The following is a 25569-nucleotide window of genomic DNA, read 5'->3' as shown; positions in this document are numbered from 1 at the left end:
AATATTATTTAAATAAATGAGATACATGACCAACACAACGTTTAAAGACCTTAGTTTATGTCCAATTAGTTTTACGCTAAGGATAATAAATTAATTGTTACAAAGTAAGAAATTTACGAACAAGTTTTTAAATGGGTAGTTTGAAAGGAGAATCACACGATGAATGAACAGCAACGTAAGGAAAGTACTCAAGTAACTCCTTCGGACAAAAAATCCGATAAGGACTACAGCCAGTATTTCCAAGCAGTGTATATGCCACCTTCTTTGAAGGAAGCTAAAAAGCGTGGGAAAGAAGAAGTAAAGTATGATGGCTTTTCGATTCCAGAAGAATTTCGAGGAATGGGACAAGGTAAGAAGTTTTATATTCGCACATACGGATGTCAAATGAATGAACATGATACTGAAGTAATGGCTGGTATTTTCATGGCACTAGGCTATGAGCCAACTGATGGTGTTGAAGATGCGAATGTAATCCTGCTAAACACTTGTGCAATTCGTGAAAACGCAGAAAACAAAGTGTTCGGAGAACTAGGTCACTTTAAAACATTAAAAAAGAAAAGACCTGATTTATTATTAGGAGTTTGTGGCTGTATGTCACAGGAAGAATCTGTTGTAAACCGTATTTTAAAGGTTCATCCGTTTGTTGACATGATTTTTGGTACACATAACATCCACCGTTTGCCTAACATTCTAAATGAAGCATATCTTTCAAAAGAAATGGTTGTTGAAGTATGGTCTAAAGAAGGAGACGTTATCGAAAACCTTCCAAAAGTCCGTAAAGGGAATATTAAGGCATGGGTAAATATTATGTATGGCTGTGATAAATTCTGTACGTACTGTATCGTTCCATATACACGTGGAAAAGAACGTAGCCGTCGTCCAGAGGAAATTATCCAAGAGGTCCGTCACTTAGCTGCACAGGGCTATAAGGAAGTAACTCTCCTTGGACAAAACGTTAATGCTTATGGTAAGGATTTTGAAGACATTGATTATGGTTTAGGCGATTTAATGGATGAAATTTCTAAAATTGATATTCCTAGACTTCGCTTTACAACAAGCCATCCGCGTGATTTTGATGATCACTTAATTGAAGTATTAGCAAAGGGTGGAAATCTGTTAGATCATATTCATTTACCAGTACAATCTGGTAGCACGGATATTCTGAAAATCATGGCACGTAAATATAGTCGTGAACATTATTTAGAGCTCGTTCGTAAAATTAAGGAAGCAATGCCAAATGCATCCCTTACAACTGATATAATTGTAGGCTTCCCAAATGAAACAGATGAGCAATTTGAAGAAACGTTATCTCTATACCGTGAAGTAGAATTTGATAGCGCCTATACGTTTATTTATTCACCTCGTGAAGGTACTCCGGCTGCAAAAATGCAAGATAATGTACCTGATGAAGTGAAAAAGGAACGTCTTCAACGATTAAATGCTCTTGTAAATGAAATATCTGCAAAGAAATTAAAGGAATACGAAGGTAAAATTGTAAATGTTCTTGTAGAAGGCGAAAGTAAAAAGAATCCTGATGTTTTAGCAGGTTACACGGAAAAAAGTAAGCTAGTAAACTTCAGAGCACCTAAATCTGTTATTGGGCAAATTATAAAGGTGAAAATTACGAAAGCAAAAACATGGACGCTTGATGGAGAAATGATAGAAGAAGCGGTTGAGGTGAAATAAGATGACATTATATACAAAAGACGATATTGTAGCAAAAGCTCGTGAGTTAGCACAAATGATTTCTGAATCAAATGAGGTTGATTTCTTTAAACGTGCAGAGGCACAAATCAACGAAAATCAAAAAATACGTGAAATGATTGCAAGTATTAAAAGTCTTCAAAAACAAGCAGTCAACTTTCAACATTATGGAAAACACGAAGCATTGAAACAAGTTGAGGCAAAAATTGAAAAAATTCAAAATGAATTGGATGAAATTCCAATTATTCAAGAATTCCAAGAATCACAAATTGAAGTAAACGACTTACTTCAACTAGTTTCACATACCATTTCGAACAAAGTAACGAATGAAATCATTACGTCAACAGGTGGAGATCTTTTAGCAGGAGAAACAGGATCTAAAGTTAATAATGCATCTGGTGGTAGCTGTTCATAAAATGCTATAGATACAAATTAAAGAGAGGTGGAATAAACATCCTCTCTTTAATTGTATCTTTTTTTTATTGTTTTCTAATATTGCTCAATAAAAACGTGTAATAACGGTTCTTTCTTTCATCTTAACATGATGCAAATAAGTTTTATTTTTCTTTCCAAAACAGATTAGGCTTAAGTATTTTTAGATGATCATGCACCTTTTTTCTTTTTTAGGCACATATTTATCACCCTTAGCATACAATGAACTATAGGTTTCATGTATTGGCGTAACATGTCATCATTTCAGTCAATTATTTTGGCACAATCGTTACTAGCCTAGCATAGGATTAAAAGAAGATTCATTGAGGAGGGTATGCTCGAATGTCTGAATACAGAGAAATAATTACAAAAGCAGTTGTTGCGAAAGGACGCAAATTTTCACAATGTACACATACGATTTCACCATCGCAAAAACCTGCGAGCATTTTAGGTGGCTGGATTATTAACCATAATTATGATGCTCAAAAGAATGGAAAAACAGTTGAAGTAGAGGGTACTTACGATATTAACGTTTGGTATTCTTACAATGAAAACACAAAAACAGAGGTTGTAACAGAACGAGTAGAATATGTAGATGTCATAAAGTTAAGATATAAAGATGATAACTTTATTGATGATGAGCATGAAGTAATCTGTAAAGCGTTACAACAACCAAACTGCTTAGAAGTGACGATTTCGCCAAATGGAAACAAAATAATCGTTCAAGCAGAACGAGAGCATCTGGCAGAAGTAATTGGGGAAACGAAAGTGTGTGTACATGTAAATCCCCATGGCTGTGATGATGACGAAGAGTGGGAAGAAGAGCTAGATGATGAATTTGAAGATTTAAATCCAGAATTTCTAGTTGGAGATGTAGAAGAATAACTAGGAGGAATTGTCCTCCTAGTTTTCTTTATTTCCTCACAATCTAAATTCAATTGTTTTGTTGGACAAGTCTTTCTGATGCACTATCACGGTTATTGGTTGCTTAAACCGCATTTGCTATTTTCAGTGTCCTCCAAATAGCTTCTTTCCACGCTCACTAACTGATTAATAAAAAAGTTTCAACTAGATTCCTATGTTTCCCTTTAGTTAAAATCACAAGAATATGTCGATATATGTTATAATAAACAGTGATTTTTAAAGAACGTTATGGTGATATTGGAGGATAAACATGGCTACTTACACGCCGATGATACAGCAATATTTAAAGGTTAAGGCAGACTATCAAGATGCCTTTTTATTTTTTCGTTTAGGTGATTTTTATGAAATGTTTTTCCAGGATGCGATTCAAGCATCACAGGAACTTGAAATTACTCTAACAAGTCGCGATGGTGGGGGAGAAGAGCGGATTCCAATGTGTGGAGTTCCATATCATGCTGCACCTACCTATATTGAACAATTAATCTTAAAAGGTCATAAAGTAGCAATCTGTGAACAAACAGAGGATCCCAAGCAAGCGAAAGGTGTTGTGAGAAGAGAGGTTGTTCAGCTCATTACACCTGGTACAGTGATGGATGGAAAAGGGCTTCATGACAAAGAAAACAACTATATAGCCTCTATTACTGCCTTTGATACACAGATTGGACTAGCATTAAGTGATTTAACTACGGGTGAAAACCTTGTAGCAATATGCTCGAACTTTGATGAGCTTTTAAACGAAATCTACTCAGTAGGAGCAAAGGAAGTTGTCATCTCAAGAGAGTTTCCTGATGAATGGAAAAAACAACTGATTGATCGCTGTCAAGCAACATTATCGTATGAAACAGAGACGGCGATTTCTTCTGATTTTGTGGGGATCCTTGGGGAACTTCATGATGAGAGACTTATCTGCACATTTGGAAGACTGTTAACCTATCTACAACGTACGCAAAAGCGTAGTCTTGATCATCTACAAAAGGTAAATGTTTATTATCTACAAGATTCAATGAAAATTGACCTTTATTCAAAACGAAACTTAGAATTGACCGAAACAATCCGTTCTAAAGGGAAAAAAGGATCGTTACTTTGGCTCCTGGATGAAACGAAAACAGCAATGGGCGGAAGATTACTCAAACAGTGGGTGGATAAGCCTCTTGTTGATCGCACAAAAATTGAAGCTCGTCTTACTATGGTTGAAACATTTATTGCAAACTACTTTGAACGCGAAGATTTGCGAACTCTACTTAAAGAGGTATATGACCTAGAAAGGCTTGCGGGCAGGGTCGCATTTGGAAATGTGAATGCTCGAGATTTAATTCAATTAAAAAAATCACTCCAACAGGTTCCAGCCATTGAAGAGCTTTGCAGGTCCTTACAAAATGATGTCTATCTGTCAGAACGCTTAGATTCATGTGAGGAATTAAGCAATCTATTAGAGGAAGCTATTGTTGATAACCCTCCCCTTTCTGTCAAGGAAGGGAATATTATGAAGGACGGCTTCCATAATCAGCTTGACCAATACCGTGATGCAAGTCGTAACGGAAAAACATGGATTGCTCAACTTGAGCAGCAGGAGCGTCAAAAAACAGGAATTAAATCCCTAAAAATCGGCTATAATCGAGTGTTTGGTTATTATATTGAAGTAACGAGAGCTAATCTTCATTTATTACAGGAAGGTATGTATGAGCGCAAGCAAACCTTAACAAATGCTGAACGCTTTATTACTCCGGAATTAAAGGAAAAAGAGACGCTAATATTAGAAGCGGAAGAAAAGATTGTTGAGCTTGAGTATCAGTTATTTGTTGATTTACGTGAACAGGTGAAACAATATATTCCTAGATTACAGGTGTTAGCGAAGCGTTTAAGTGAGTTAGATGTCCTTCAATGTTTTGCGACTGTTAGTGAAAACCGTCATTATAGTAAGCCAATATTTTCAAAAACAACTGAGCTTTTCATAAAGGACGGTCGCCATCCAGTTGTCGAAAAAGTGATGGATTCACAGGAATATGTGCCAAATGATTGTTATTTAAATGCAGATCGTCAAATGCTTCTTATTACTGGTCCCAATATGTCAGGGAAAAGCACATATATGCGCCAAGTTGCCTTAACAGCAATATTAGCGCAAATTGGTTGTTATGTTCCTGCTTCAGAGGCTGTACTACCAATTTTTGATCAAATATTCACGAGAATTGGTGCTGCGGATGATTTGATTTCCGGGCAAAGTACATTTATGGTGGAAATGCTTGAAGCTAAAAATGCAATTGCACATGCCACATCACAAAGTTTAATCCTTTTCGATGAAATTGGAAGAGGAACGTCAACCTATGACGGAATGGCATTAGCACAAGCAATTATTGAACATATTCATGAACATATTGGAGCAAAAACGTTATTTTCAACGCACTATCATGAGTTAACGATCCTTGATGCGCAATTAAGCTCATTAAAAAATATCCATGTTAAAGCAATTGAAGAGAATGGCAAAGTAGTATTCCTTCACAAAATTGAAGAAGGTGCCGCTGATAAAAGCTATGGTATTCATGTTGCCGAATTAGCTGATCTTCCCAAATCGTTAATAAAGCGAGCTAAGGAAATTTTATTAGAATTAGAAGCAGACAAGTTAAATACAGAAACTGTTGAAAAGAAATCGATTGTGAAAGAAGATCTATTGACCGACTCGCAACTTTCTTTATTTGCTGAAGAAAAGCCAGTACCAAAAAAGGCTCCTGCTCATCCAAAAAAAGAACAAGCTGTCATTGAACTATTAAAGTCTATGAATCTGTTAGAAATGACACCCCTCGATGCAATGAATGAATTGTATCAACTTCAGAAAAAAATAAAATAAAGTACAACACATGTTACTAAACATAAGTGGGGCTTTAATTAAAGAGATTGGCAAATCGCCGATCCTAACAAGTCCCACATCTAACCTCATAACTCATGAAGGGTTAATTGAACAGACCTTGTATAAAAAAGTTATGAAACTAACAAAATGAAAAGGGCGGTGAAATTCTTGGGAAAAATTATTCGCCTCGATGACCAGCTATCAAATAAAATTGCCGCAGGTGAGGTTGTTGAACGACCAGCTTCGGTTGTAAAAGAGCTATTAGAGAATGCGATTGATGCTAATAGCACAATTGTAGAAATTGAGATTGAAGAAGCGGGCTTAGGTAAAATAAGAATTCTTGATAATGGTGATGGAATTGAACAAGATGATTGCCTAAATGCTTTTCATCGTCATGCCACAAGTAAGATTAAAGATGAAAATGATCTCTTTCGAATTAGAACATTGGGGTTTAGAGGAGAGGCTTTACCGAGTATCGCCTCTGTTTCAATGCTTGATATGAAAACGAGCACGGGTAGTGGTGCGGGAACAAACCTCGTTTTAACCGGTGGGAAAATGGAAAAACATGAATCAACAGCTAGCCGAAAGGGTACGGACATTACGGTTAGAAATTTATTTTTTAATACACCAGCACGCTTGAAATATATGAAAACCGTTCATACAGAGCTAGGTAACATCACAGACATTGTGAATCGCATATCCTTAGCTCATCCACATGTATCAATTCGTCTCGTTCATAATGGCAAAAAGCTCTTACACACGAATGGAAATGGTGATGTACGACAAGTATTGGCTGCGATTTATGGTATGTCAATTGCTAAAAAAATGAAAAAGATATCGTTAGAGTCTCTTGATTTCGAAGTGAATGGCTATGTGGCACTTCCTGAAATAACAAGAGCATCTCGAAACTATATCTCGACAATTATTAATGGGCGTTTTATTAAAAACTACCCACTTGTAAAAGCCATTCAACAAGGCTATCACACATTGCTGCCGATTGGACGTTTTCCAATCGTTTTCTTAGAAATAAGAATGGATCCAATCCTTGTTGATGTCAATGTTCATCCTTCAAAGCTAGAGGTTAGATTAAGTAAAGAAGCTGAATTAAATGAACTAATAACAAAAGGGATTCGCGATGTATTTAGACAGCAACAACTCATTCCATCTGTTGAAACTCCTAGGGCACAAAGGGTAAAAACAACCGATGAACAGCAACAATTTACATTTGATCATTCATCAGAGATTTCATCTCAGGAACAAAAATTGAATAATCCTTTTAAGCATCCGACCATTGTAAAAGAAAAACCATTTGAAACCATAGCTACTCAAATACCTGCTACTATTGAGGTGCAGGCTACAGAAGCTGAAATGGATCCATTTGAAGAGGTTGAACAAGAAGAACCATCTCAACAATGGGATCTACCGTCTGAAGATGAAGTACTAGTTGAGGATGCCTCATATAGTAAAGAAGAAGTAAAAGAAACTAATTCCTTAAGTGAGCGGGTTCCACCATTGTATCCAATCGGACAAATGCACGGAACCTACATTTTAGCCCAAAATGAACGTGGCCTCTTTATCATTGATCAACACGCTGCCCAGGAACGAATAAAATATGAGTTTTACCGTGAAAAAGTCGGAGAAATCCATTCAGAGGTTCAAGAGCTATTAGTACCATTAACTTTTGAATATTCGAACGATGAAGCAATGATCATCGAAGCACACATTGACACTCTCGCCAAGGTTGGTATTTTCCTAGAACCATTTGGTCGTAATAGCTATATTGTCAGATCACACCCACAATGGTTCCCAAGGGGTGATGAAGCGACAACAATTGAAGAGGTTATTCAACAAGTCCTTGAAGAGAAAAAAATCGATATTAAAAAACTTCGCGAAGAGGCAGCCATTATGATGAGCTGTAAAGCTTCAATTAAGGCAAACCATCATTTACGTAACGATGAGATCTTTGCTTTACTTGAAACCTTAAGAAAAACGTCAGATCCGTTTACTTGTCCACATGGACGTCCGATTATTGTTCATTACTCAACTTATGAGATGGAGAAGATGTTTAAGCGGGTTATGTAATTTATCTGAGGGTAAAGTGCTTGAAACAAAAGTGTTTTACCCTTATTTTATAATGATTTGACCACAAAACGACCACATTCATTGCTCAGTGCTCGTTTTTTTTAGTGCTTTTGAAAAATTTTCTGTAGATTCATTCTGTATATTTGGTGTAACATGACTGTACTTTTCTAAAGTAATTGTAATATTAGCTTGACCTAATCTTTCGGACACAACCTTATTGGTTCTGCATCAGATTTAAGAGGAGGATATTAAAATGTATACAGAGTATGAAAAAGATATATTATCTATATTATCTAAATTTAAACTTGATATATCAGATAATGATTCATTTAAAGAAAAATTAAATCTTATGCAGGGAATTGAAGAAAAATACAATTTATTTTTACCTGAAAGTTATAAGTGTTTCCTATTATTATGTAATAATGGCTTTTTTTCAGATGCAGTTTCATTTAATATTGAAAATTCAGAATTTATACTAAATGAGCTCTATTGCTTAACTGGTAATAATAACCTTACTGCGCAAATCGAAACATTTTTATTTAGAATGCCACAGAATCTTATACCGATTGGAGAGCGGCCAAATGGTGACCAAGTATGCATAGGTGTGAAAGAAGAAACCAATGAAGGGGTCTTCCTTTGGTATCATGAAAATGAATTAGAAGCTAGGAAAATGATAGGTGAAATAAATTCCGATACTGATATAAATTCTTATTACGAAAATATAGAAATTATTAGTAATAGTTTTTTAAACTTTTTAAACTCATTAAAAATAAATGATAAAATTGCAGAAGAAGTAGACCTTAATGATGTGGAAATTTGGTTAGATGAGGATTTACTTAATGATTAATCCGCATTTAATCTATTAAATCTTTGGAATTATACAGATAGTTTTGGAATAAAAACTAACTTACAAAATTCACTTCAAGTATTAGATGATATTAAGCAGTTGGATCAGAAACTTTTATGTATATTATTGAAGCAGGTTATGTAATAGATTTTTATCATGATGGAGAAATAACAGTAGAATTAAGTAATGTTAAATAATAACTTAAAAGAAATACTCTTACAATTGATTAAGTAAGGCTATTTCTTTTTTTATCTAAAAAAGAGTACATGTAATAGAAGGAAAAATAAAAATAACCCTATTTAGAGTCCTATTATCTAGACAAGTTATCTAGACAAGTTATCTAGACAAGACATTCTGTCAAGATAATAGGACAATGAATAATTATTTTCTTGTTAAACTAACGCCCCCGTTTGTTTAAGTATATTCCTTCACAATCTTCGTTGTATTTGTAAAACTATTCTCTAACTATAAATTCCTATCTAACAAAATCCCTACTTGTTCTGCCACGACTTGAGTTGGTTCAGATAATCCATTGGTGATCCACGCTATTACTATCTCTACGATGGCAGCTCCAAAAAATTTAAGAATTAAATCTTTACTTAATCCTTGATTTTTTCCTTCGGTTACATCTACTTCACCCTCCAACTCCTCGATTACAAATTCTAGGAAATGATTCCGAAAAGCAGGGGCCCCTTTACTCGCTAGTATTGTTGAAAAGAATGAATAATTATGTTCAAAATATTCAAACCAAATCAGATTTCCCTCAACAAAATCCAATTCAGATGCCGATTCGCACAGTTTCTTTAGTTCGTTAATATGTTCTTCAATGAGCTTTTCCAGAAGATCATATTTATCCATGTAATGGTCATAAATGGTTCTTCGACCGACATTTGCCCTGTCGGAAATATCTTGTATCGTAATATGATCAAAACTATTTTCAGACAGTAGTTCAATAAAAGCATTTTTTATTGCTTCTTGAGATTTTTGTACTCTTCTATCCACCCTAGACATTGTAGTAATCACCAAGCTTTCTTAAAAGTTATCGCACAATTTTAATCAACTTGTGCAGTAACGCACAAATCACGGCATTTTGATTGTTGCAGTCATCCTCTTTTCATTTTATATTATACACAGATGTGCGATAACGCATCAACATGCGATTTGCTAATACATCAAATTTTACTAGCCTCGAAATAATAGAAGAGTTAATTAAATTAAAAGAGGAGGTTTAGTTATGGACCGTATTGAAAAGAGCAAGGAAAAGTTCAACCAGCTATTTGGTGCGGGAGTAACTGCCGCATATGCTACCGATCCTGATTTTCAGGACATTCTTAGCGATTTCATTTTTGGGGAAGTTTTTTATCAAGGTAATTTGAATGACAAACAGCGTGAGTTGATCACCCTGGTTGTTCTTTCAACCAATCAGACGTTGCCGCAGCTAAAAGCACATGTTAGTGCCGCACTGAATGTTGGGCTAACACCTGTAGAAATTAAAGAGGCTGTTTACCAGTGTGTTCCGTACATTGGATTCCCTAAAACACTGAATGCCATAAATGAAGTCAATGAGGTTTTCAAAGCGAAGAATATCGCTTTACCAATCGAAAGCCAAAAGACTGTAGATGAAGATAATCGTTTTGATAAAGGGCTTGCAGTGCAGGTAGAGATATTTGGTGAGACAATCGCAAAAATGCGGGAAAATGCCCCGGCAAACCAAAAGCATATTCAGGATTATCTTTCGGCTTTTTGCTTCGGAGACTTCTATACCCGTGGTGGACTTGATTTGAAAACACGGGAGTTGTTGACACTTTGTATTATAAGTGCATTGGGTGGCGCTGAAGGTCAAGTGAAGGCACACGTGCAGGGTAACAAAAATGTGGGCAATGATAAGGAAACATTGATCACCGCTATCACCCACTGCCTTCCATATATGGGCTTTCCGAGAACACTGAACGCATTAGCTAGCGTTAACGAAATTATTCATGAAATTTAAGAAAGGGTGTTATTTATTATGTCAAATATTCAAGATAAAGTTGTCATTATTACGGGTGCTTCTTCTGGGATTGGAGAAGCTACTGCAAAAGAACTTGCGTCTAAAGGTGCAAAGTTGGTACTCGCAGCTCGTCGTGAAGACCGTTTAAAGAAATTACAAGATGAGATTCAAACCAGTGGCGGAAAAGCAATTTATAAAGTAACAGATGTAACTTCCCGTCATCAGATGGTAGAACTAGCTGAATATGCTCTTAAAGAATTTGGAAAAATCGATGTATTAGTCAACAATGCTGGAATCATGCCACAAGCTTTTCTTGCTGAAAATAAAGTTGATGAGTGGGATAAGATGATCGATGTCAACATCAAAGGTGTTTTGTATGCCATCGCTGCTATCGTTCCATCTATGAGAGAACGCAAATCCGGTCATGTTATCAATCTTTCATCGGTAGCTGGACATAACATCTACCCAGGTGGAACGGTATATTGTGGCACTAAATTTGCAGTAAGAGCCATTTCTGAAGGCTTGCGTCAAGAAGAAGCGATGAGTGGCACTAATATCCGTATGACAAATATTTCTCCTGGGGCTGTCAGCAGTGAATTATTAGAAACTACGTCAGACCCAACGATGAAAGCAGGTTTAGATGAATTTTACCAAGTGGCAATTGATGCTGTCCGCATTGCTCGTGCAATTGCATTTGCCATTGAGCAACCATCCGATGTTGCCATTAATGAAATGATTATTCGTCCAACAGTTCAAGTTGGTTAATCATAAAAAATAAAGTTTATTGGAGGAATTAATTATGGCAAAACATGAAGAAGTAAAAAATGGCGTTATTTTCCCAGTGGGCGAAAAAAATGAAGCATATGCACAATTTTTTGTGGGACAAAGTTATCTGAAAACATTAATTGCTGATCCTAAAGTGAGTGTTGGTGTTGGGAATGTGACCTTTGAACCGGGATGCCGAAATAACTGGCATATCCATCGTGATGGATTTCAAATTTTATTAGTAACTGGTGGCGAAGGTTGGTACCAAGAAGAAGGAAAACCTGCTCAATTCTTAAAAACTGGCGATGTTATTGTCACTCACGATGGTGTGAAGCACTGGCATGGTGCCGCAAAAGATAGTTGGTTTGAACATATTGCAATCACTGCAGGTACACCGGAATGGTTGGAACCTGTTTCAGACGAAGTATATGAAAATGTAACTAAATAAATTGTAAACAATTAACGCATCGAATCAAAGAATTCGATGCGTTAGTTATTCGCGATTATACAACCGAAAGGGAGGAAACAACATTGGATAAACATGTAAATGAAACTGGTACAGCCGTTACCTTAACTGTTGGAGACACGGTGATTCCTGCAACACTGAATAATAGTAAGGCAGCTCAGGATTTGATTTCCAGACTTCCTTATACCATTACACTAAATCGTTATGAATATGATTACTGTGGTGTGATGGATGACCGGTTTGAATATGATGAAAAAGATAAACATAATGGTTGGAAAAAATGGAGACATTGATCTTGCTGGGAGCTACTTTAGCATCCTTTTTGATGGCGAAGAAGTTTCCGGGAGTTATGAAAATATGATTACATTAGGGCGAATAGACGGAGATTTATCAGTGATTAAAAGCCTTGGAAATACAATTAAGCTTACTGTGGAATTGGCTAAATAGCTTTATTTGCTGATTTTATCTTGGACTTAATTCCACTTTGAAGCAACATATATAAAAGTAGTCTCAAAAAGGCTACCTTTTTGGTGATGATGTGTAGTTGTTTTAGGAAAAACGACTTTTCAATAACTTTGTGAAGAATTGTACTTAAACTAAACTGCCAGTTAGTTGAAGAAGAAATAAGTATAGGTCTTTTAATAAAATTTGATGTCGGTTATAACCAAACTGTCAACTACTGGTCGATCTCCGATTTTATCTAAATCAGTCCTTTTAACAATCATTTGTAGTAACATCTTCTTTTCAAGAGAGTCCATATTGAGGGGCGATTTGACCTCAAAATAAAAGGTGACCACAAGAATGACCATCTTTTGTCCATTTGGCGTTAAAATTCTACGGAAGACTATTATAAGATTTATATTATAATAGAAGAAAAAATTCAAGGATCGAAACAGAATGAACGTTCGTTAAAGTGGATAATTAAACGGGTTATATAAGAAAACTAGTGATTAATATTGTAATAATCAAAGCGTTAAATAAGAAGTTATTTCTTATTTAACGCTTTTTTGTTGTCTAGCGAAATTATAAAATTCTAGTACTGTGGATAAGTGCTGGGCATCCAGCTCCAGCGACTAGCCCCTCTTGGGTCTACATACAGCCACTCATGAATTGAAGGTAAAAAACACCTTCTATTCATGAGCGTCTTATTTGCCCGAGGCTGTTCAAGGCGCTATCGCTTTTGTTCATTTTATGTTATTTAACTGCCAATCGCATCCGATAGCTAAATAGTACGTCACACATTTCACCAGCAAATGACTCTTTCACTTGTTTTTTGAAATCATTAACTGCTTCATGCAAGTCGTCAGCGCCCAATTGTAGCGCGGTTTGTAAACCGCCATTGCTAAAAGCAATATTTGCATATCGTGTTGCATCACATTTTTCCCAATGATGAAAGACAATTTCCTTTGAAAAACGAAATAGGTTTGACTCACGAAATTTCTGTAGATGCTCAGACTTATTCCATCTGTAAGGTTGTTCGTCCTTTTCAGTCAAATTTATTAATTTCTCATTGGTAAGCGAAATTAATTGTTTGTATTGTTCCTCAATTAACCAGTCAAAGGTAGGTGGCCAGTCGCAATCGTAAGCAGCGAATACTCCTCCATGACGAAGGACACGGGAAAATTCTTGCAATGTACTGTGTGGATCCATCCAATGAAAGGATTGCGAACATGTCACGACGTCAGCAGATTCTGTTGGCATCTTTAATTGATGTGACAAGCCTTTTAAAAATTGAATGTTTGATGGCCGATCAAGCACTTGCAATTTTGCAAGTGCCACATTTCTCATGTCATCATTTGGCTCGAACCCAATGATGGAGTCAGCTTCATTTACCCATAAAAATGTAGAAAGACCAGTGCCACAGCCCACATCTAAAACAGTTTGAGGTTGTCTTCGTAAGTATTTTTTTACGATCCCCACAATATCTTGAGGTGGTATAGGCCGATTTTCATCATATAGTGTCCCGAACCCCTCAAATCGATTCACATTATTTCGTATATGTCCATTCACTATTACCATCAACCCTATCTATTATTTTCTTTTTAGAAACTAAACTTCAATAATGGTGGAGTTTCGTTAATAAATTCTTTATTCATCTCTTTAAAACTTCTCAAACTGACAGGTTCTGTATAAAATGCTTCCTTTCTTTGGAGAACCAAATACGAATTATTGAATACTATAACAAAAAGGGAAAGGAACATCCTTATGCTTATACTTCTGATTTATATGATGATTGGTGTAGTGTATTCAGTATATAAAGTCAATGAGTTAAAGCGTCATGAGGTCGTCCTGATTAGTTTATTCTGGCCATTAGACTTGTTATTAAAATACATCAAGCTAGTTGACCATGTAAAAAAACAAAATAAGAGAATTTAGGTTATCACGGTAATGGGTTCCAATACTAGGTACTAAAGGTAAATCAAATTTTGCTTAAAACGTGAAGTCACATAGGATTTCACGTTTTAACTTTTTATAAAATCAACACTACAAATAAGATGTTTTTTATAATGATCAGTTGCATAATATTATTATGTAAACAGCATAGATAGAAATTATCACTAAAACAATTTGGGTGATATTTCTCTTTAATTCAAAAATAGTAATCATTGCATTAAAAGGAAGTGTTTTACATACAAAATGTTTACAATTAGATTAAAAAGGAAACAATAATATGGTGTTCATGTAGTTCACATGATAAGATGATGAACGTAGAATCTATCTGTTGTGAAAGAGTGGTTTTAAGTGGAGAAAAGGAAACTCGTCGTCATCATTGGTCCAACAGCAGTTGGAAAAACAAAACTAAGCATTGATTTAGCTCATCGCCTTAATGGTGAAGTTATTAGTGGTGATTCAATGCAAATTTATAAGAATATGGATATCGGTACAGCAAAGATTAATGAAGATGAAATGAATGGTATACCTCATCATTTAATTGATATAAAAAATCCTGATGAAGATTATTCTGTAGCTGAATTTCAGGCGACTGTCCGTCCTTTAATTGAGGATATTACCAATAAAGGGAAAACACCAATGATTGTTGGAGGTACAGGCTTATATATACAATCTGTTTTATATGATTATCAATTTACAGAAAACCCATCAGATCCTGAATTTAGGTCTAGGCTTGAAAAGGAGCTAATGGAAAAGGGCGAACTAGCGCTTCATCAAATACTTGAAGAAATCGATCCTGAAGCAGCAAGTAAAATTCATCCAAATAATAGTAGAAGGGTGATTCGAGCCCTTGAGATTTATCACTGTACAAACAAAACGATGTCTGAATACATAAGTAGTCAAGAACAGGAACTGCTTTATGATGTAGCATTAATTGGATTAACAATGGATCGAGAAGTGTTGTATGACCGCATCAACCAACGAGTTGATCTTATGGTTAACCAAGGCTTAATTGAAGAGGTTAAGCAACTTTATAATCAAGGTATCCGTAATACACAAGCGATTCAAGCGATTGGTTATAAGGAGTTATATGACTATTTTGATGGAAAAATAACATATACTGATGCGATACAATTGTTAAAGCAAAATTCAAGAAGATATGCAAAACGTCAGTTGACTTGGTTTCGAAACAAGATGGATGTCAAATGGTTTGACATGACCCCACCAATCAAGCATGATAAAATGGTTGATGAAATTTTTACATATATTGCAGGAAAGCTTCAAGATTAATCGAATTAAAAGGTATAGAGAAAAGAGGAGGACGAAACATGAAACAAACTATCAACATTCAAGATCAATTTCTTAATCAATTACGTAAGGATGGTACTTTTGTAACTGTATTTTTACTAAATGGATTTCAATTAAGAGGCCTAGTTAAGGGCTTTGATAACTTTACAGTTCTTTTAGAAACAGAAGGTAAACAACAACTTATTTATAAACATGCAATCTCTACTTTTTCACCACAAAAAAATATACAATTAGTGCTTGAATAAAAAATAGAAATGGAGCTGATGATTAGTATCGTCAGCTCCATTTCTATTTCCCCCACATACTCATTCTTAACTTTTAAGTTATCAATACTCCTAAAAAAGTTACTACTATGGTGGTAAATTTCTAATAAATGAATATAAATAAAGGAATGAATATTTCTTGGGAAAGCGCAAAATACAACACCTTTCTTGCATTTTCATCACGATTGTCGAAGATTGAAAGCGACATTATGGAAGTACATCATAGTTTATTAGTAAAAAGCCTAAGTATAAATAGTTTCAGATTGTGAGGTGAACATCTTTGGAAAGAGATCGAGCAGTCACTTATAAAACAAATGGACAGATTAACATCATATTAAATAATCAATCTAATGAAAAAATCGATGATAAAGTAAGCTCATCCTCCTATGATTTAAAAATCCCAAAAGTAGAAGGAAAGCATACGATTTTAAAAGAAATAGAAGCCGAAATGAGTTCCCTTGTAGGAATGAATGAAATGAAACAAATGATAAAAGAAATATATGCTTGGATTTTTATTAATAAAAAACGTGAGGAGCAAGGTTTAAAGGCTGGAAAGCAAGCCCTCCATATGATGTTTAAGGGGAATCCAGGAACTGGTAAGACAACGGTAGCAAGATTAGTTGGTAAATTGTTTTTTCAAATGAATGTCCTGTCAAAAGGGCATTTAATTGAAGCTGAGAGAGCTGATCTCGTAGGAGAATATATCGGGCATACGGCTCAAAAAACCCGAGATCTCATAAAAAAAGCACTAGGTGGCATCTTATTTATTGACGAAGCCTATTCACTTGCTAGAGGTGGGGAAAAAGATTTTGGTAAAGAAGCAATTGATACGTTAGTAAAACATATGGAGGATAAGCAACATGATTTTGTATTAATCCTCGCGGGTTATCCAAGAGAAATGGAAAACTTTTTATCTCTTAATCCCGGACTATTGTCAAGATTTCCATTAGTTGTAGATTTTCCTGATTATTCAGTAGATGATCTAATGGAGATATCTGATCGTATGATGTCTGAGCGGGAATATCGCTTTAATGATGAAGCAGTAATAAAACTAAGGGAACATTTAATGAACGTTAAAACGATGACACCCCCAGCAAAATTTAGTAATGGCCGATATGTAAGAAATATCATAGAGAAATCAATTCGTTCTCAAGCAATGCGTTTATTACTTACAGATAAATATAATCGTGAAGATCTTTTAACAATTAAGGGTCAAGATCTTGTGTTAACAGATGAAAAGTCAAATTAACGAAGGGCTGTAATGGATAAAAGGTGGCTGACTCAACAAAGAGACAGTCACCTTTTTATCGTCGTTTAATTGGAAACTTCAATACTGTGTATAAGCGCTTTGACATCCAACTCCAGCGCTGAGCCCATCTTAGGTCTACAGCCACTCAGGAATAGAAGGTATAAAACACCTTCTATTCCTGAGCGTCGGGGCTGTTCAAGGCGCCCTGAGCCTTTGTTATTGTACTGTAAAAAATTCTAATTCTCGTCATTAGCCGTTCTTTTTTTGACTCGTTCGTCATACAAGATATATCAGATTTATATTTTTGGAGGTAAAAATGAAAGGAAAACTAATCACTCTCTTCATCCTACTTAGCGTGCTACTTGTACTTGGTATTTACTTATGGAACCCATCTGAAAAACTAGAAACAAATCAACCAACAAAAGATGCGGAAATGCTAGATTCATATAAAACCTTTACCTATGTCATTACTGAAATAAATGGAAATGACTATTATGGTCAATCTCTTGATGGGACAACTAAAATTTATTTTAATCGTAAAAATGTGAAGTATCCTATTGAAGATAACATTCATGTGAAGGATAAAATATTAGCATATGTTGAATCTGAAAATCATATTGGTGGGCTTGTGAAGATCGAGAAACTTGAATAAATGATGATGTAGAAGTGAGAAGGGTATAACTCAAATGATAAAAATGAGTTATACCCTTTTTTAGAATAAATATATATTTTTTAACTGAGTTTTGAGTTTTGCAACAACACTGCAGCTTAATAAATGATCTCTTGTTTATTAAGGTACTTGTGATTTTCACCTTTCATCTGGTGGATATCTACGATAAGGTGTTATTTCTTCGGATGTTTGATTATCTGACGAATTAACTAAATGATCTGAGTAATCTTGTGGACTTTCTGAGTTGGTTATTGCTTCGTTTTGTGATGCTTCATTATTCCCATTAGTGGTATCATTAGTAGAATCATTTTCATTTGTAGGAACATGATCAGCTGGTATTTTTGCATTGAAAAATCCCTTACCACTTTCAGGGTTTGAAATAACCCCTAAAGCAACCAATATACCTAATATTGCAGTAACATATGTGTCCCATCGTGTTAAATCAATCTGATACCCTAGATCATTAATGACCATATATAAAACAGATGCAATTGACACCCATAACCCATAATTTTTCCATTTCACGAATCACTCACACCTTTCAAAGGATCGTTCATTATAACTTATTCTTTTCTTATTAAACCGTGAGGCTATATTGCAAAAGGGCGTAAAAAAATCTCAATCAAAGAATACGGCTTAGAACGGAGAGCGTGAAAAACAAACTATATTGCTAATTACATTATATTTACGTGCAAAGTAATTGGCAGAAATATATAAAAATACATAACGATAATAATGAGATAGCTTGTATTTATCCCAACAATTCTGTGAAGTAACAATGTAATGAACAAAGATTAGTATATATTTCTTTATTGTTTATAGATTGAAATGAATAAATATATAGAGTCATATATAAATAGCATTAAACTCATACTTTTCATTCGAAAAAAGCTATAGAAATCACCATTGATAACGCTTTCATTTCTCTTGTGACGATGATAAAATACAATGTATAAGAGGGAGTGATCAGGATGAGTGATAACAAATTATTTTTAGAAGAGCTTAAATATCTTGTTGAAAATGAATTGTCACTTAACGAATATGTTATTGATCAATTACAGGAAAAATTTGACAAAAGCCCGTTTCTCATAACACAGCTTTATCAAATTCTAGCAAGTAATCAAAAAATCCTACCGTTTTTTAATGATATAGAAGCAACAATATATGATTATATAGTGGATAAAGAAATGTCCCATGAAAAAACTTACTATGGAGCAACATTGTACGTTGCGGATATGTTTGATACAACTCAGACGTATATTAAATGTAAAGTAAACCAATCAAGACATTCACTTCAAAAAATTAGCTAATGAAAAAAAGAAACATGACACAGTCGTCCGTGTTTCTTTTTTTATTTGAAAAAGTAATGCATTCATTATGCATTTGCATCTAATTGTAATATCAAAAAAATGTATTCTATCATCGATTAAGTTTACATAATAATATTATCGTTGTATTAAAATTGTTAAAAAACGATAAACAAAAAGAACAACAAATAAGTTGTTCTTCTCCTAAATCTTAGGTTATTAATATTATGGCATATTTCTATAATGATTGTTCTTTTGATAATGTTTGTAAACTCCGATTAGGTAATTTCCAATTATACGTGTAGGAAAATACGCGGAGTACAACGATTCCAACGAATAATATATATAATTCAATAGGTTGTTTGACAACTTCAAAACCGATGAGAAGCCCAGCAATGATTGCCCAAAATGCATAGATCTCAGCTCGAAGTACTAATGGTTTACGACCAGCTAGTAAATCTCTAACAATCCCTCCGCCACTTCCGGTTAGGACAGCTGCAACTACAACGGCACTTGTTGGATGACCCATGTTCACCGCATAAAGTGCTCCCTGGATGGCAAAGGCAGAAAGACCGATGGCATCAGTCAAGTTACCCCATTTATGCCAATGCTTTAATAAACTATGCGGGAAAAGAAATACAGTTGTCATCGCAAAAAGAGCAATTTGAAAGAGTACCCCTTGCTCCCATAATGCAGTGACCGGAACCCCAATTAAAAGATTCCGAATTGCACCGCCACCAAATGCTGTGACAATACCTAATATATATATCCCTAAAATATCATACTCCTCTTCCATTGCTACAATTGCTCCGCTTATTGCAAAAGCAATCGTTCCGATAATACTTAATACTTCCCATGTCATATCACCTGAAACCTCCATGTCCGTTCATTCTTGTAGTTGAACTTGATTTTAAAGCTCAAATATGGAAAGGTCAATGATTTTTTCATGAATGGAAATACTCAAAAGATAAAGAAGTTACATTCTGGTATATACTAAAGAAATAATTAGTGAAATATCCAAATGTTTGATATGATTAGATTGCTAAAACAGCGTAAGGGAAGGGTTTTATTGAATAATACAATTGATGTTTTAAAAGAAAAAGTCATTTTAGTTGGTTGCCAGCTTCAAACAATGCTGGATGATCATTTTCAATATTCCATGGAAGAACTTGCTTCATTAACTAAGACCGCAAATGGTGAAGTAATAATTAATATCATACAAAAACGTGATCGACCACACCCGGCTACTTACATAGGAAAAGGAAAAGTTGAAGAACTAGAAAATCTGGTTGGAGAGCTTGAGCCAGATATAGTTATCTTTAATGATGAATTGTCACCTAGTCAACTTAGAAATTTATCATCTACTTTAGATGTAAGAATCATTGACCGTACACAACTAATCTTAGATATTTTTGCTCAGCGAGCTAAATCAAAGGAAGGTAAGTTACAGGTTGAATTAGCGCAACTTCAATACTTGTTACCAAGACTTACTGGACAAGGGATTGCACTCTCACGTCAAGGTGGGGGAATAGGGACGAGAGGACCTGGTGAGACACAACTCGAAACTGATCGTCGACATATTCGAAATCGAATCCATGAAATCAAACAACAGCTTGCAACAGTTGTTAGTCACCGAAATAGATATAGAGAGCGCCGTAAAAAAAATCAAGCTTTTCAAATTGCTCTTGTTGGCTATACAAATGCAGGTAAATCAACAATATTTAATCGTTTGACAACAGCAGGAAGCTTTGAAGAGGATTTATTGTTTGCAACACTTGATCCAATGACCCGCAAGGTGGTATTACCATCTAATTATCAAGCTCTTATCACAGACACAGTTGGGTTTATTCAAGATCTGCCAACAACGCTAGTAGCTGCCTTTCGTTCTACATTAGAAGAAGTGAAGGAAGCAAATTTGATTTTACATGTTGTGGATAGCTCAAATGAGGATTATGCAAACCATGAACAAACTGTTTATAAACTTCTTGAGCAGTTGGAGGTAACAGAAATTCCAATATTAACGGTCTACAATAAAAAAGATCAAGCACCTGGCTCATTTGTTCCATCACCGAATGAAGAGTATATCCAAATTACCGCATTTTCAAAAGATGATTTGGATAACCTGATGGATCATGTAGAGAGTTTTGCAAAGGGTGTAATGAATCAATATAGTGTGAAAATACCTGCGAGTGAAGGTAAATTACTATCTCAATTAAAAACAGAATCATTGATTAAAAAGTTAATATTTAATGAACAGGATGAATTGTATGAAATTGAAGGATTCGTACTCCCAACTCACTCAATAAACGGACAGCTAGAGAAGTATAATGGGGAGGGTAAGAATTAATGTTTAATTATTTAAAACATGGTGCAGTACTTGCACCAATGGTAATAAAGGTAGAAGAAAAGATAAAGGAAGTACAAGAAGCGATTGAAAGACAAAGTGAAGCAAACCAATTTCGTGTCCTTAAAAGTTTTCAAAAGCATCGTGTAAGTGATTCTCATTTCATTCCTACGACTGGTTATGGCTATGATGACATAGGCAGAGACACATTGGAAGAAATATATGCAGATGTATTCGGTGGAGAAGCAGGATTGGTAAGACCACAAATCATTTCTGGTACTCACGCGATCTCAATTGCATTATTTGGTGTGTTAAGACCAGGCGATGAACTTATTTATATTACTGGTAAGCCTTATGATACACTTGAAGAAATTGTAGGGATTAGAGGAAATGGAGTAGGCTCATTAAAAGAGTTTCAGATTGATTATCAAACCGTTGATCTTCGCGAAAATGGAAAAATTGATTTTGAAGCTGTTAAGAATGCGATTACACACAAGACAAAAATGATTGGTATTCAACGTTCAAAAGGATATGCAACCCGTCCATCATTTACACTTGCTGAAATTGAAGAAATGATAACTTTTGTAAAATCTTTGAAAGAAGATGTTGTCATTTTTGTCGATAATTGTTATGGTGAGTTTGTGGAAGAACTCGAACCATGCCATGTAGGTGCAGATTTGATGGCCGGATCACTAATAAAAAATCCAGGTGGAGGAATCGCTAAAACTGGTGGATATATTGTAGGCAAAAAACCACTTATAGAAGCATGCTCCTATCGGATGACGTCACCTGGCATTGGTGCAGAAGCAGGAGCTTCCCTTTATAGCTTACAAGAAATGTATCAAGGTTTCTTTTTAGCCCCACATGTGGTAGGACAAGCTTTAAAAGGTGCTGTTTTTACATCAGCCTTCTTAGAAGAACTTGGATTGCAGACGAATCCGTCTTGGAATAGTACGAGAACAGATCTAATTCAATCTGTTCAATTCGATGATGATAAGCTGATGGTGGCTTTTTGTCAGGCGATTCAATATGCTTCTCCAATTAATTCACATGTGACACCCTATCCTAACTATATGCCTGGTTACGAGGATGATGTAATCATGGCTGCAGGAACATTCGTACAAGGTGCAAGTATTGAACTATCTGCAGATGGACCAATAAGAGCTCCGTATGTCGCATATGTACAAGGTGGACTTACATATGCCCATGTGAAAATAGCGATTTGTTCAGCTATTGATTCTTTACTCGATCAAGATCTACTCTCGATAAATAGCTAACTAGTAATTTTATTTGAAAATGATGTTACAACATCTTACATATTATTGACACATAATATAACATGACATATAATAAAAATAGTTAAACAAAAGGAGCGAATAACATGAGTGATAATATTCGACGCTCAATGCCCCTATTTCCGATTGGTATTGTTATGCAGTTAACAGATCTTTCTGCAAGACAAATCCGATATTATGAAGAGAATGAATTGATATTTCCCGCTAGAACCGAGAGCAATCGAAGACTTTTCTCTTTTAATGATGTTGATAAGTTATTGGAGATTCGTAACTTAATTGAGCAAGGTGTAAATTTAGCAGGGATTAAACAAATTTTCTCCCGCAATGATAGTGCGCATAAAGAAGCTCAACTAGAACAACCTAAAACTGTTGAGAAGCCAGACATAAGTGATGCAGAATTGCGCAAACTACTGAAATCCGAACTAATGCAAGCGGGTCGCTTTAATCGACCAACGTTAAGACATGGTGACATGTCAAGGTTTTTTCATTAATTATGAGTAATTCCAATTAATTATAAAATTTTTTGCCTGTAGGAGAGGAGATTTTCGATGTCTAAATATTCAAGAGAAGATATTGTAAGTTTAGTAAAAGAAAATAATGTAAAATACATCCGTTTACAATTTACGGATATTCTTGGAACGATTAAAAACGTTGAAATCCCAGTTAGTCAGCTTGACAAAGCTTTAGACAACAAAATGATGTTTGATGGATCTTCAATTGAAGGGTTTGTACGTATTGAAGAATCTGATATGTATTTATATCCAGATCTAGATACTTTCGTCATCTTCCCTTGGACAGCTGAAAAAGGTCAAGTTGCTCGCTTTATTTGCGACATTTACAATCCGGATGGAACTCCATTCGCTGGTGACCCACGTAACAATTTACGTCGTCTATTAACAGAAATGGAAGAGCTTGGATTCACAGACTTCAATTTAGGACCTGAGCCAGAATTCTTCTTGTTCAAATTAGATGAAAAGGGCGAACCAACTTTAGAACTAAATGATAATGGTGGATATTTTGACTTAGCACCAACAGACTTAGGTGAAAACTGCCGTCGTGATATCGTTTTAGAACTTGAAGAAATGGGCTTTGAAATTGAAGCATCTCATCATGAGGTTGCACCTGGACAGCATGAAATTGATTTTAAATATGCAGGAGCAATCAAAGCGTGTGATGATATTCAAACATTTAAATTAGTTGTTAAAACAATTGCTCGTAAACATGGTTTACACGCTACATTCATGCCAAAACCGTTATTCGGTGTAAACGGATCTGGTATGCACTGTAACTTATCATTATTCCGTAATGGAGAGAATGCATTCTTAGACACTAGTGCTGACCTTCAATTAAGTGATACAGCTAGACAATTTATTGCAGGTATTATTAAACATGCATCAGCGTTTACTGCAGTAACAAATCCAACTGTAAACTCATACAAACGTTTAGTACCAGGTTATGAGGCACCATGTTATGTTGCGTGGTCTGCACAAAACAGAAGTCCATTAATTCGTATTCCAGCATCTCGTGGCTTAAGCACACGTGTTGAAGTACGAAGTGTTGACCCAGCTGCAAACCCATACTTGGCTATGAGTGTTCTTTTAGCTGCTGGACTTGACGGTATTAAAAATAGTCTTGAAGCTCCAAAACCAATCGATCGTAACATCTATGTAATGTCTAAAGAAGAGCGTGTTGAAAATGGGATCGTTGATCTACCAGCAACTCTTGCTCAAGCATTAGATTTACTAAAAGCTGACAGCACAATGAAACACGCTTTAGGTGAGCACTTATTTGAGCACTTCATCGAAGCGAAAGAAATCGAGTGGGATATGTTCCGCACGCAAGTACACCCATGGGAAAGAGAACAATACATGTCAATGTATTAATAATAAGACCCCTGAACACAATTTGTGTTCAAACGGGATACTTTAAGCGTTAACGAATATTAGATATAAAGGGATTTGCGTAACTTTTAGTTATGTCAAATCCCTTTTAATATTTTTTAATTTGTTACCTTTTTCGTTATTTGACCATCAAACATTTTAGTTACATTTGACTCCTAAGGGATGAAGAGATATGTGAAAAGATTAAACTAACAACATTAAAGGATATGTGTGAGGTAGTAGGTGTTCATAGGAATACATTGCTACTAGGGGGACAAAATGATGAGTTCAATAAAGAGTAAAGGAATTTTACAACTAATGATTCAGTAGAAGTATTTAATCTATTGCTAAGAAAGCTATTGACGGTAGTGGAAAACATGCTGAATTATACATGTAACTAAATCCATAAGGATAACAGTTTAGATACAGAGGCAATTAAAGAGAGATGGCTAAACAGTAACTTGAAAAGGACACTGCGCATTAAGGTGTATATAGGATTATAGGTAGTAAATAGAAGGTTTATGCGTGTTAGTACTAAGTCATAAGTGTTGGTATACAAGAGACTGACTGTATATTTACTTGTACATTTAAAATCATTGACTGGACCCTCTACTGGACATCCACCCCAAAAACTTTTCTCCCCCTGAATATAGATTAATTTGTACAAAATATGCTGATTTCATCTTTGGTGAACATCCTGTTTTTTCAGCAGGTAAGAGTAAATACTAGGAACTGGAATAGTTATCAGTAATTGTTGGGATTAAAAGTGTGAATATAGATGGGATGTGGAACTATATGGGGAAAACAAGT

24 protein-coding genes are annotated in these 25569 nt (G+C 35.2%); 20 read left to right on the top strand and 4 right to left on the bottom strand.

All coding sequences use genetic code 11. The features are described from left to right. Positions 1 to 159 precede the first annotated feature (159 nt). From miaB to I7822_RS01295, 6 genes are all read left to right on the top strand, one after another. Entirely contained in the window at positions 160 to 1686 is a 1527-nt protein-coding gene (gene miaB, locus I7822_RS01320; protein WP_207974989.1) for a tRNA (N6-isopentenyl adenosine(37)-C2)-methylthiotransferase MiaB, read from the top strand. Position 1687: 1 nt separating this feature from the next. Then, a complete protein-coding gene (ricA, locus tag I7822_RS01315; protein ID WP_207974988.1) occupies positions 1688 to 2119 on the top strand; it encodes a regulatory iron-sulfur-containing complex subunit RicA in 432 nt (143 codons plus the stop codon). Between the two features lie 359 nt (positions 2120 to 2478). Beyond that, entirely contained in the window at positions 2479 to 3021 is a 543-nt protein-coding gene (gene cotE, locus I7822_RS01310) for an outer spore coat protein CotE (protein WP_207974987.1), read from the top strand. Positions 3022 to 3310: 289 nt separating this feature from the next. After that, on the top strand, positions 3311 to 5902 hold the full coding sequence (gene mutS, locus I7822_RS01305) for a DNA mismatch repair protein MutS (RefSeq protein ID WP_207974986.1): 2592 nt from the start codon (positions 3311 to 3313) through the stop codon (positions 5900 to 5902). A 168-nt stretch (positions 5903 to 6070) separates the two neighbouring features. Beyond that, positions 6071 to 7984 carry a DNA mismatch repair endonuclease MutL gene (gene mutL, locus I7822_RS01300; RefSeq protein WP_207974985.1) on the top strand — a complete coding sequence of 638 codons (1914 nt, stop codon included), beginning with the start codon at positions 6071 to 6073 and terminating at the stop codon, positions 7982 to 7984. Positions 7985 to 8237: 253 nt separating this feature from the next. Then, complete coding sequence (locus tag I7822_RS01295) at positions 8238 to 8831, top strand: SMI1/KNR4 family protein (protein ID WP_207974984.1); 594 nt, start codon at positions 8238 to 8240, stop codon at positions 8829 to 8831. Positions 8832 to 9296: 465 nt separating this feature from the next. Here I7822_RS01295 and I7822_RS01290 read toward each other — a convergent pair whose 3' ends face one another. Continuing rightward, positions 9297 to 9842: a TetR/AcrR family transcriptional regulator gene (locus I7822_RS01290; RefSeq protein ID WP_207974983.1), complete on the bottom strand. Its 546-nt coding sequence runs from the start codon at positions 9840 to 9842 to the stop codon at positions 9297 to 9299. Between the two features lie 223 nt (positions 9843 to 10065). On the opposite strand from I7822_RS01290, the gene I7822_RS01285 reads away from it, so the two are divergent. The 5 genes from I7822_RS01285 (at position 10066) to I7822_RS01265 (ending at position 12499) form a co-directional block, all read left to right on the top strand. Further along, entirely contained in the window at positions 10066 to 10821 is a 756-nt protein-coding gene (locus I7822_RS01285) for a carboxymuconolactone decarboxylase family protein (protein ID WP_207974982.1), read from the top strand. Positions 10822 to 10839: 18 nt separating this feature from the next. Beyond that, a complete protein-coding gene (locus I7822_RS01280; RefSeq protein WP_207974981.1) occupies positions 10840 to 11586 on the top strand; it encodes an SDR family oxidoreductase in 747 nt (248 codons plus the stop codon). A gap of 34 nt (positions 11587 to 11620) precedes the next feature. Next, a complete protein-coding gene (locus I7822_RS01275) occupies positions 11621 to 12034 on the top strand; it encodes a cupin domain-containing protein (RefSeq protein ID WP_207974980.1) in 414 nt (137 codons plus the stop codon). Between the two features lie 83 nt (positions 12035 to 12117). Further along, positions 12118 to 12345: a cyclophilin-like fold protein gene (locus I7822_RS01270; protein WP_207974979.1), complete on the top strand. Its 228-nt coding sequence runs from the start codon at positions 12118 to 12120 to the stop codon at positions 12343 to 12345. After that, positions 12320 to 12499: a hypothetical protein gene (locus I7822_RS01265; RefSeq protein WP_207974978.1), complete on the top strand. Its 180-nt coding sequence runs from the start codon at positions 12320 to 12322 to the stop codon at positions 12497 to 12499. Before I7822_RS01270 ends, I7822_RS01265 begins: the two co-directional genes overlap by 26 nt. 747 nt (positions 12500 to 13246) lie before the next feature. Here the strand turns inward: I7822_RS01265 and I7822_RS01260 are convergent. Continuing rightward, complete coding sequence (locus I7822_RS01260) at positions 13247 to 14071, bottom strand: class I SAM-dependent methyltransferase (protein ID WP_207974977.1); 825 nt, start codon at positions 14069 to 14071, stop codon at positions 13247 to 13249. A gap of 723 nt (positions 14072 to 14794) precedes the next feature. Here I7822_RS01260 and miaA point away from each other — a divergent pair. The 4 genes from miaA to I7822_RS01240 all read left to right on the top strand — a co-directional run bounded on the left by miaA (position 14795) and on the right by I7822_RS01240 (position 17915). After that, on the top strand, positions 14795 to 15733 hold the full coding sequence (gene miaA / locus I7822_RS01255) for a tRNA (adenosine(37)-N6)-dimethylallyltransferase MiaA (RefSeq protein ID WP_207974976.1): 939 nt from the start codon (positions 14795 to 14797) through the stop codon (positions 15731 to 15733). A gap of 38 nt (positions 15734 to 15771) precedes the next feature. Beyond that, the gene (hfq, locus tag I7822_RS01250; RefSeq protein WP_207974975.1) at positions 15772 to 15996 is read left to right on the top strand and encodes an RNA chaperone Hfq; all 225 of its coding nucleotides are present in this window, start codon (positions 15772 to 15774) and stop codon (positions 15994 to 15996) included. Positions 15997 to 16294: 298 nt separating this feature from the next. Then, positions 16295 to 17263 carry a stage V sporulation protein K gene (gene spoVK, locus I7822_RS01245; protein ID WP_207974974.1) on the top strand — a complete coding sequence of 323 codons (969 nt, stop codon included), beginning with the start codon at positions 16295 to 16297 and terminating at the stop codon, positions 17261 to 17263. Between the two features lie 316 nt (positions 17264 to 17579). Continuing rightward, on the top strand, positions 17580 to 17915 hold the full coding sequence (locus I7822_RS01240) for a hypothetical protein (RefSeq protein ID WP_207974973.1): 336 nt from the start codon (positions 17580 to 17582) through the stop codon (positions 17913 to 17915). Between the two features lie 156 nt (positions 17916 to 18071). Here I7822_RS01240 and I7822_RS01235 read toward each other — a convergent pair whose 3' ends face one another. After that, the gene (locus I7822_RS01235) at positions 18072 to 18458 is read right to left on the bottom strand and encodes a hypothetical protein (RefSeq protein ID WP_207974972.1); all 387 of its coding nucleotides are present in this window, start codon (positions 18456 to 18458) and stop codon (positions 18072 to 18074) included. Between the two features lie 446 nt (positions 18459 to 18904). Between I7822_RS01235 and I7822_RS01230 the strand changes: the two genes are divergently transcribed. Continuing rightward, on the top strand, positions 18905 to 19243 hold the full coding sequence (locus tag I7822_RS01230; RefSeq protein ID WP_207974971.1) for a hypothetical protein: 339 nt from the start codon (positions 18905 to 18907) through the stop codon (positions 19241 to 19243). A 235-nt stretch (positions 19244 to 19478) separates the two neighbouring features. Here I7822_RS01230 and I7822_RS01225 read toward each other — a convergent pair whose 3' ends face one another. Continuing rightward, positions 19479 to 20102: a trimeric intracellular cation channel family protein gene (locus I7822_RS01225; protein WP_207974970.1), complete on the bottom strand. Its 624-nt coding sequence runs from the start codon at positions 20100 to 20102 to the stop codon at positions 19479 to 19481. Positions 20103 to 20372: 270 nt separating this feature from the next. On the opposite strand from I7822_RS01225, the gene hflX reads away from it, so the two are divergent. The 4 genes from hflX to glnA all read left to right on the top strand — a co-directional run bounded on the left by hflX (position 20373) and on the right by glnA (position 24762). Continuing rightward, positions 20373 to 21587: a GTPase HflX gene (gene hflX, locus I7822_RS01220; RefSeq protein ID WP_243459217.1), complete on the top strand. Its 1215-nt coding sequence runs from the start codon at positions 20373 to 20375 to the stop codon at positions 21585 to 21587. Next, the gene (locus I7822_RS01215) at positions 21587 to 22861 is read left to right on the top strand and encodes a methionine gamma-lyase family protein (protein WP_207974969.1); all 1275 of its coding nucleotides are present in this window, start codon (positions 21587 to 21589) and stop codon (positions 22859 to 22861) included. Before hflX ends, I7822_RS01215 begins: the two co-directional genes overlap by 1 nt. A gap of 104 nt (positions 22862 to 22965) precedes the next feature. After that, positions 22966 to 23370 carry a MerR family transcriptional regulator gene (locus I7822_RS01210; RefSeq protein ID WP_207974968.1) on the top strand — a complete coding sequence of 135 codons (405 nt, stop codon included), beginning with the start codon at positions 22966 to 22968 and terminating at the stop codon, positions 23368 to 23370. Positions 23371 to 23427: 57 nt separating this feature from the next. Then, positions 23428 to 24762: a type I glutamate--ammonia ligase gene (gene glnA, locus I7822_RS01205; RefSeq protein WP_207974967.1), complete on the top strand. Its 1335-nt coding sequence runs from the start codon at positions 23428 to 23430 to the stop codon at positions 24760 to 24762. Positions 24763 to 25569 lie beyond the last annotated feature (807 nt).

Source organism: Metabacillus bambusae (assembly GCF_017497975.1).
Taxonomy (GTDB): Bacteria; Bacillota; Bacilli; order Bacillales; family Bacillaceae; genus Metabacillus; species Metabacillus bambusae.
Note: the sequence above shows the minus strand (reverse complement) of the source record. Positions and strands in the feature narration are given on the sequence as shown.

Coding starts and splice junctions, on each gene's coding strand:
- miaB (WP_207974989.1), top strand. CDS start 160: ATGAATGAACAGCAACGTAAGGAAAGTACTCAAGTAACTCCTTCGGAC.
- ricA (WP_207974988.1), top strand. CDS start 1,688: ATGACATTATATACAAAAGACGATATTGTAGCAAAAGCTCGTGAGTTA.
- cotE (WP_207974987.1), top strand. CDS start 2,479: ATGTCTGAATACAGAGAAATAATTACAAAAGCAGTTGTTGCGAAAGGA.
- mutS (WP_207974986.1), top strand. CDS start 3,311: ATGGCTACTTACACGCCGATGATACAGCAATATTTAAAGGTTAAGGCA.
- I7822_RS01295 (WP_207974984.1), top strand. CDS start 8,238: ATGTATACAGAGTATGAAAAAGATATATTATCTATATTATCTAAATTT.
- I7822_RS01290 (WP_207974983.1), bottom strand. CDS start 9,842: ATGTCTAGGGTGGATAGAAGAGTACAAAAATCTCAAGAAGCAATAAAA.
- I7822_RS01285 (WP_207974982.1), top strand. CDS start 10,066: ATGGACCGTATTGAAAAGAGCAAGGAAAAGTTCAACCAGCTATTTGGT.
- I7822_RS01280 (WP_207974981.1), top strand. CDS start 10,840: ATGTCAAATATTCAAGATAAAGTTGTCATTATTACGGGTGCTTCTTCT.
- I7822_RS01275 (WP_207974980.1), top strand. CDS start 11,621: ATGGCAAAACATGAAGAAGTAAAAAATGGCGTTATTTTCCCAGTGGGC.
- I7822_RS01265 (WP_207974978.1), top strand. CDS start 12,320: ATGGTTGGAAAAAATGGAGACATTGATCTTGCTGGGAGCTACTTTAGC.
- I7822_RS01260 (WP_207974977.1), bottom strand. CDS start 14,071: ATGGTAATAGTGAATGGACATATACGAAATAATGTGAATCGATTTGAG.
- hfq (WP_207974975.1), top strand. CDS start 15,772: ATGAAACAAACTATCAACATTCAAGATCAATTTCTTAATCAATTACGT.
- I7822_RS01240 (WP_207974973.1), top strand. CDS start 17,580: ATGAAAGGAAAACTAATCACTCTCTTCATCCTACTTAGCGTGCTACTT.
- I7822_RS01230 (WP_207974971.1), top strand. CDS start 18,905: ATGAGTGATAACAAATTATTTTTAGAAGAGCTTAAATATCTTGTTGAA.
- I7822_RS01225 (WP_207974970.1), bottom strand. CDS start 20,102: ATGACATGGGAAGTATTAAGTATTATCGGAACGATTGCTTTTGCAATA.
- hflX (WP_243459217.1), top strand. CDS start 20,373: ATGCTGGATGATCATTTTCAATATTCCATGGAAGAACTTGCTTCATTA.
- I7822_RS01215 (WP_207974969.1), top strand. CDS start 21,587: ATGTTTAATTATTTAAAACATGGTGCAGTACTTGCACCAATGGTAATA.
- I7822_RS01210 (WP_207974968.1), top strand. CDS start 22,966: ATGAGTGATAATATTCGACGCTCAATGCCCCTATTTCCGATTGGTATT.
- glnA (WP_207974967.1), top strand. CDS start 23,428: ATGTCTAAATATTCAAGAGAAGATATTGTAAGTTTAGTAAAAGAAAAT.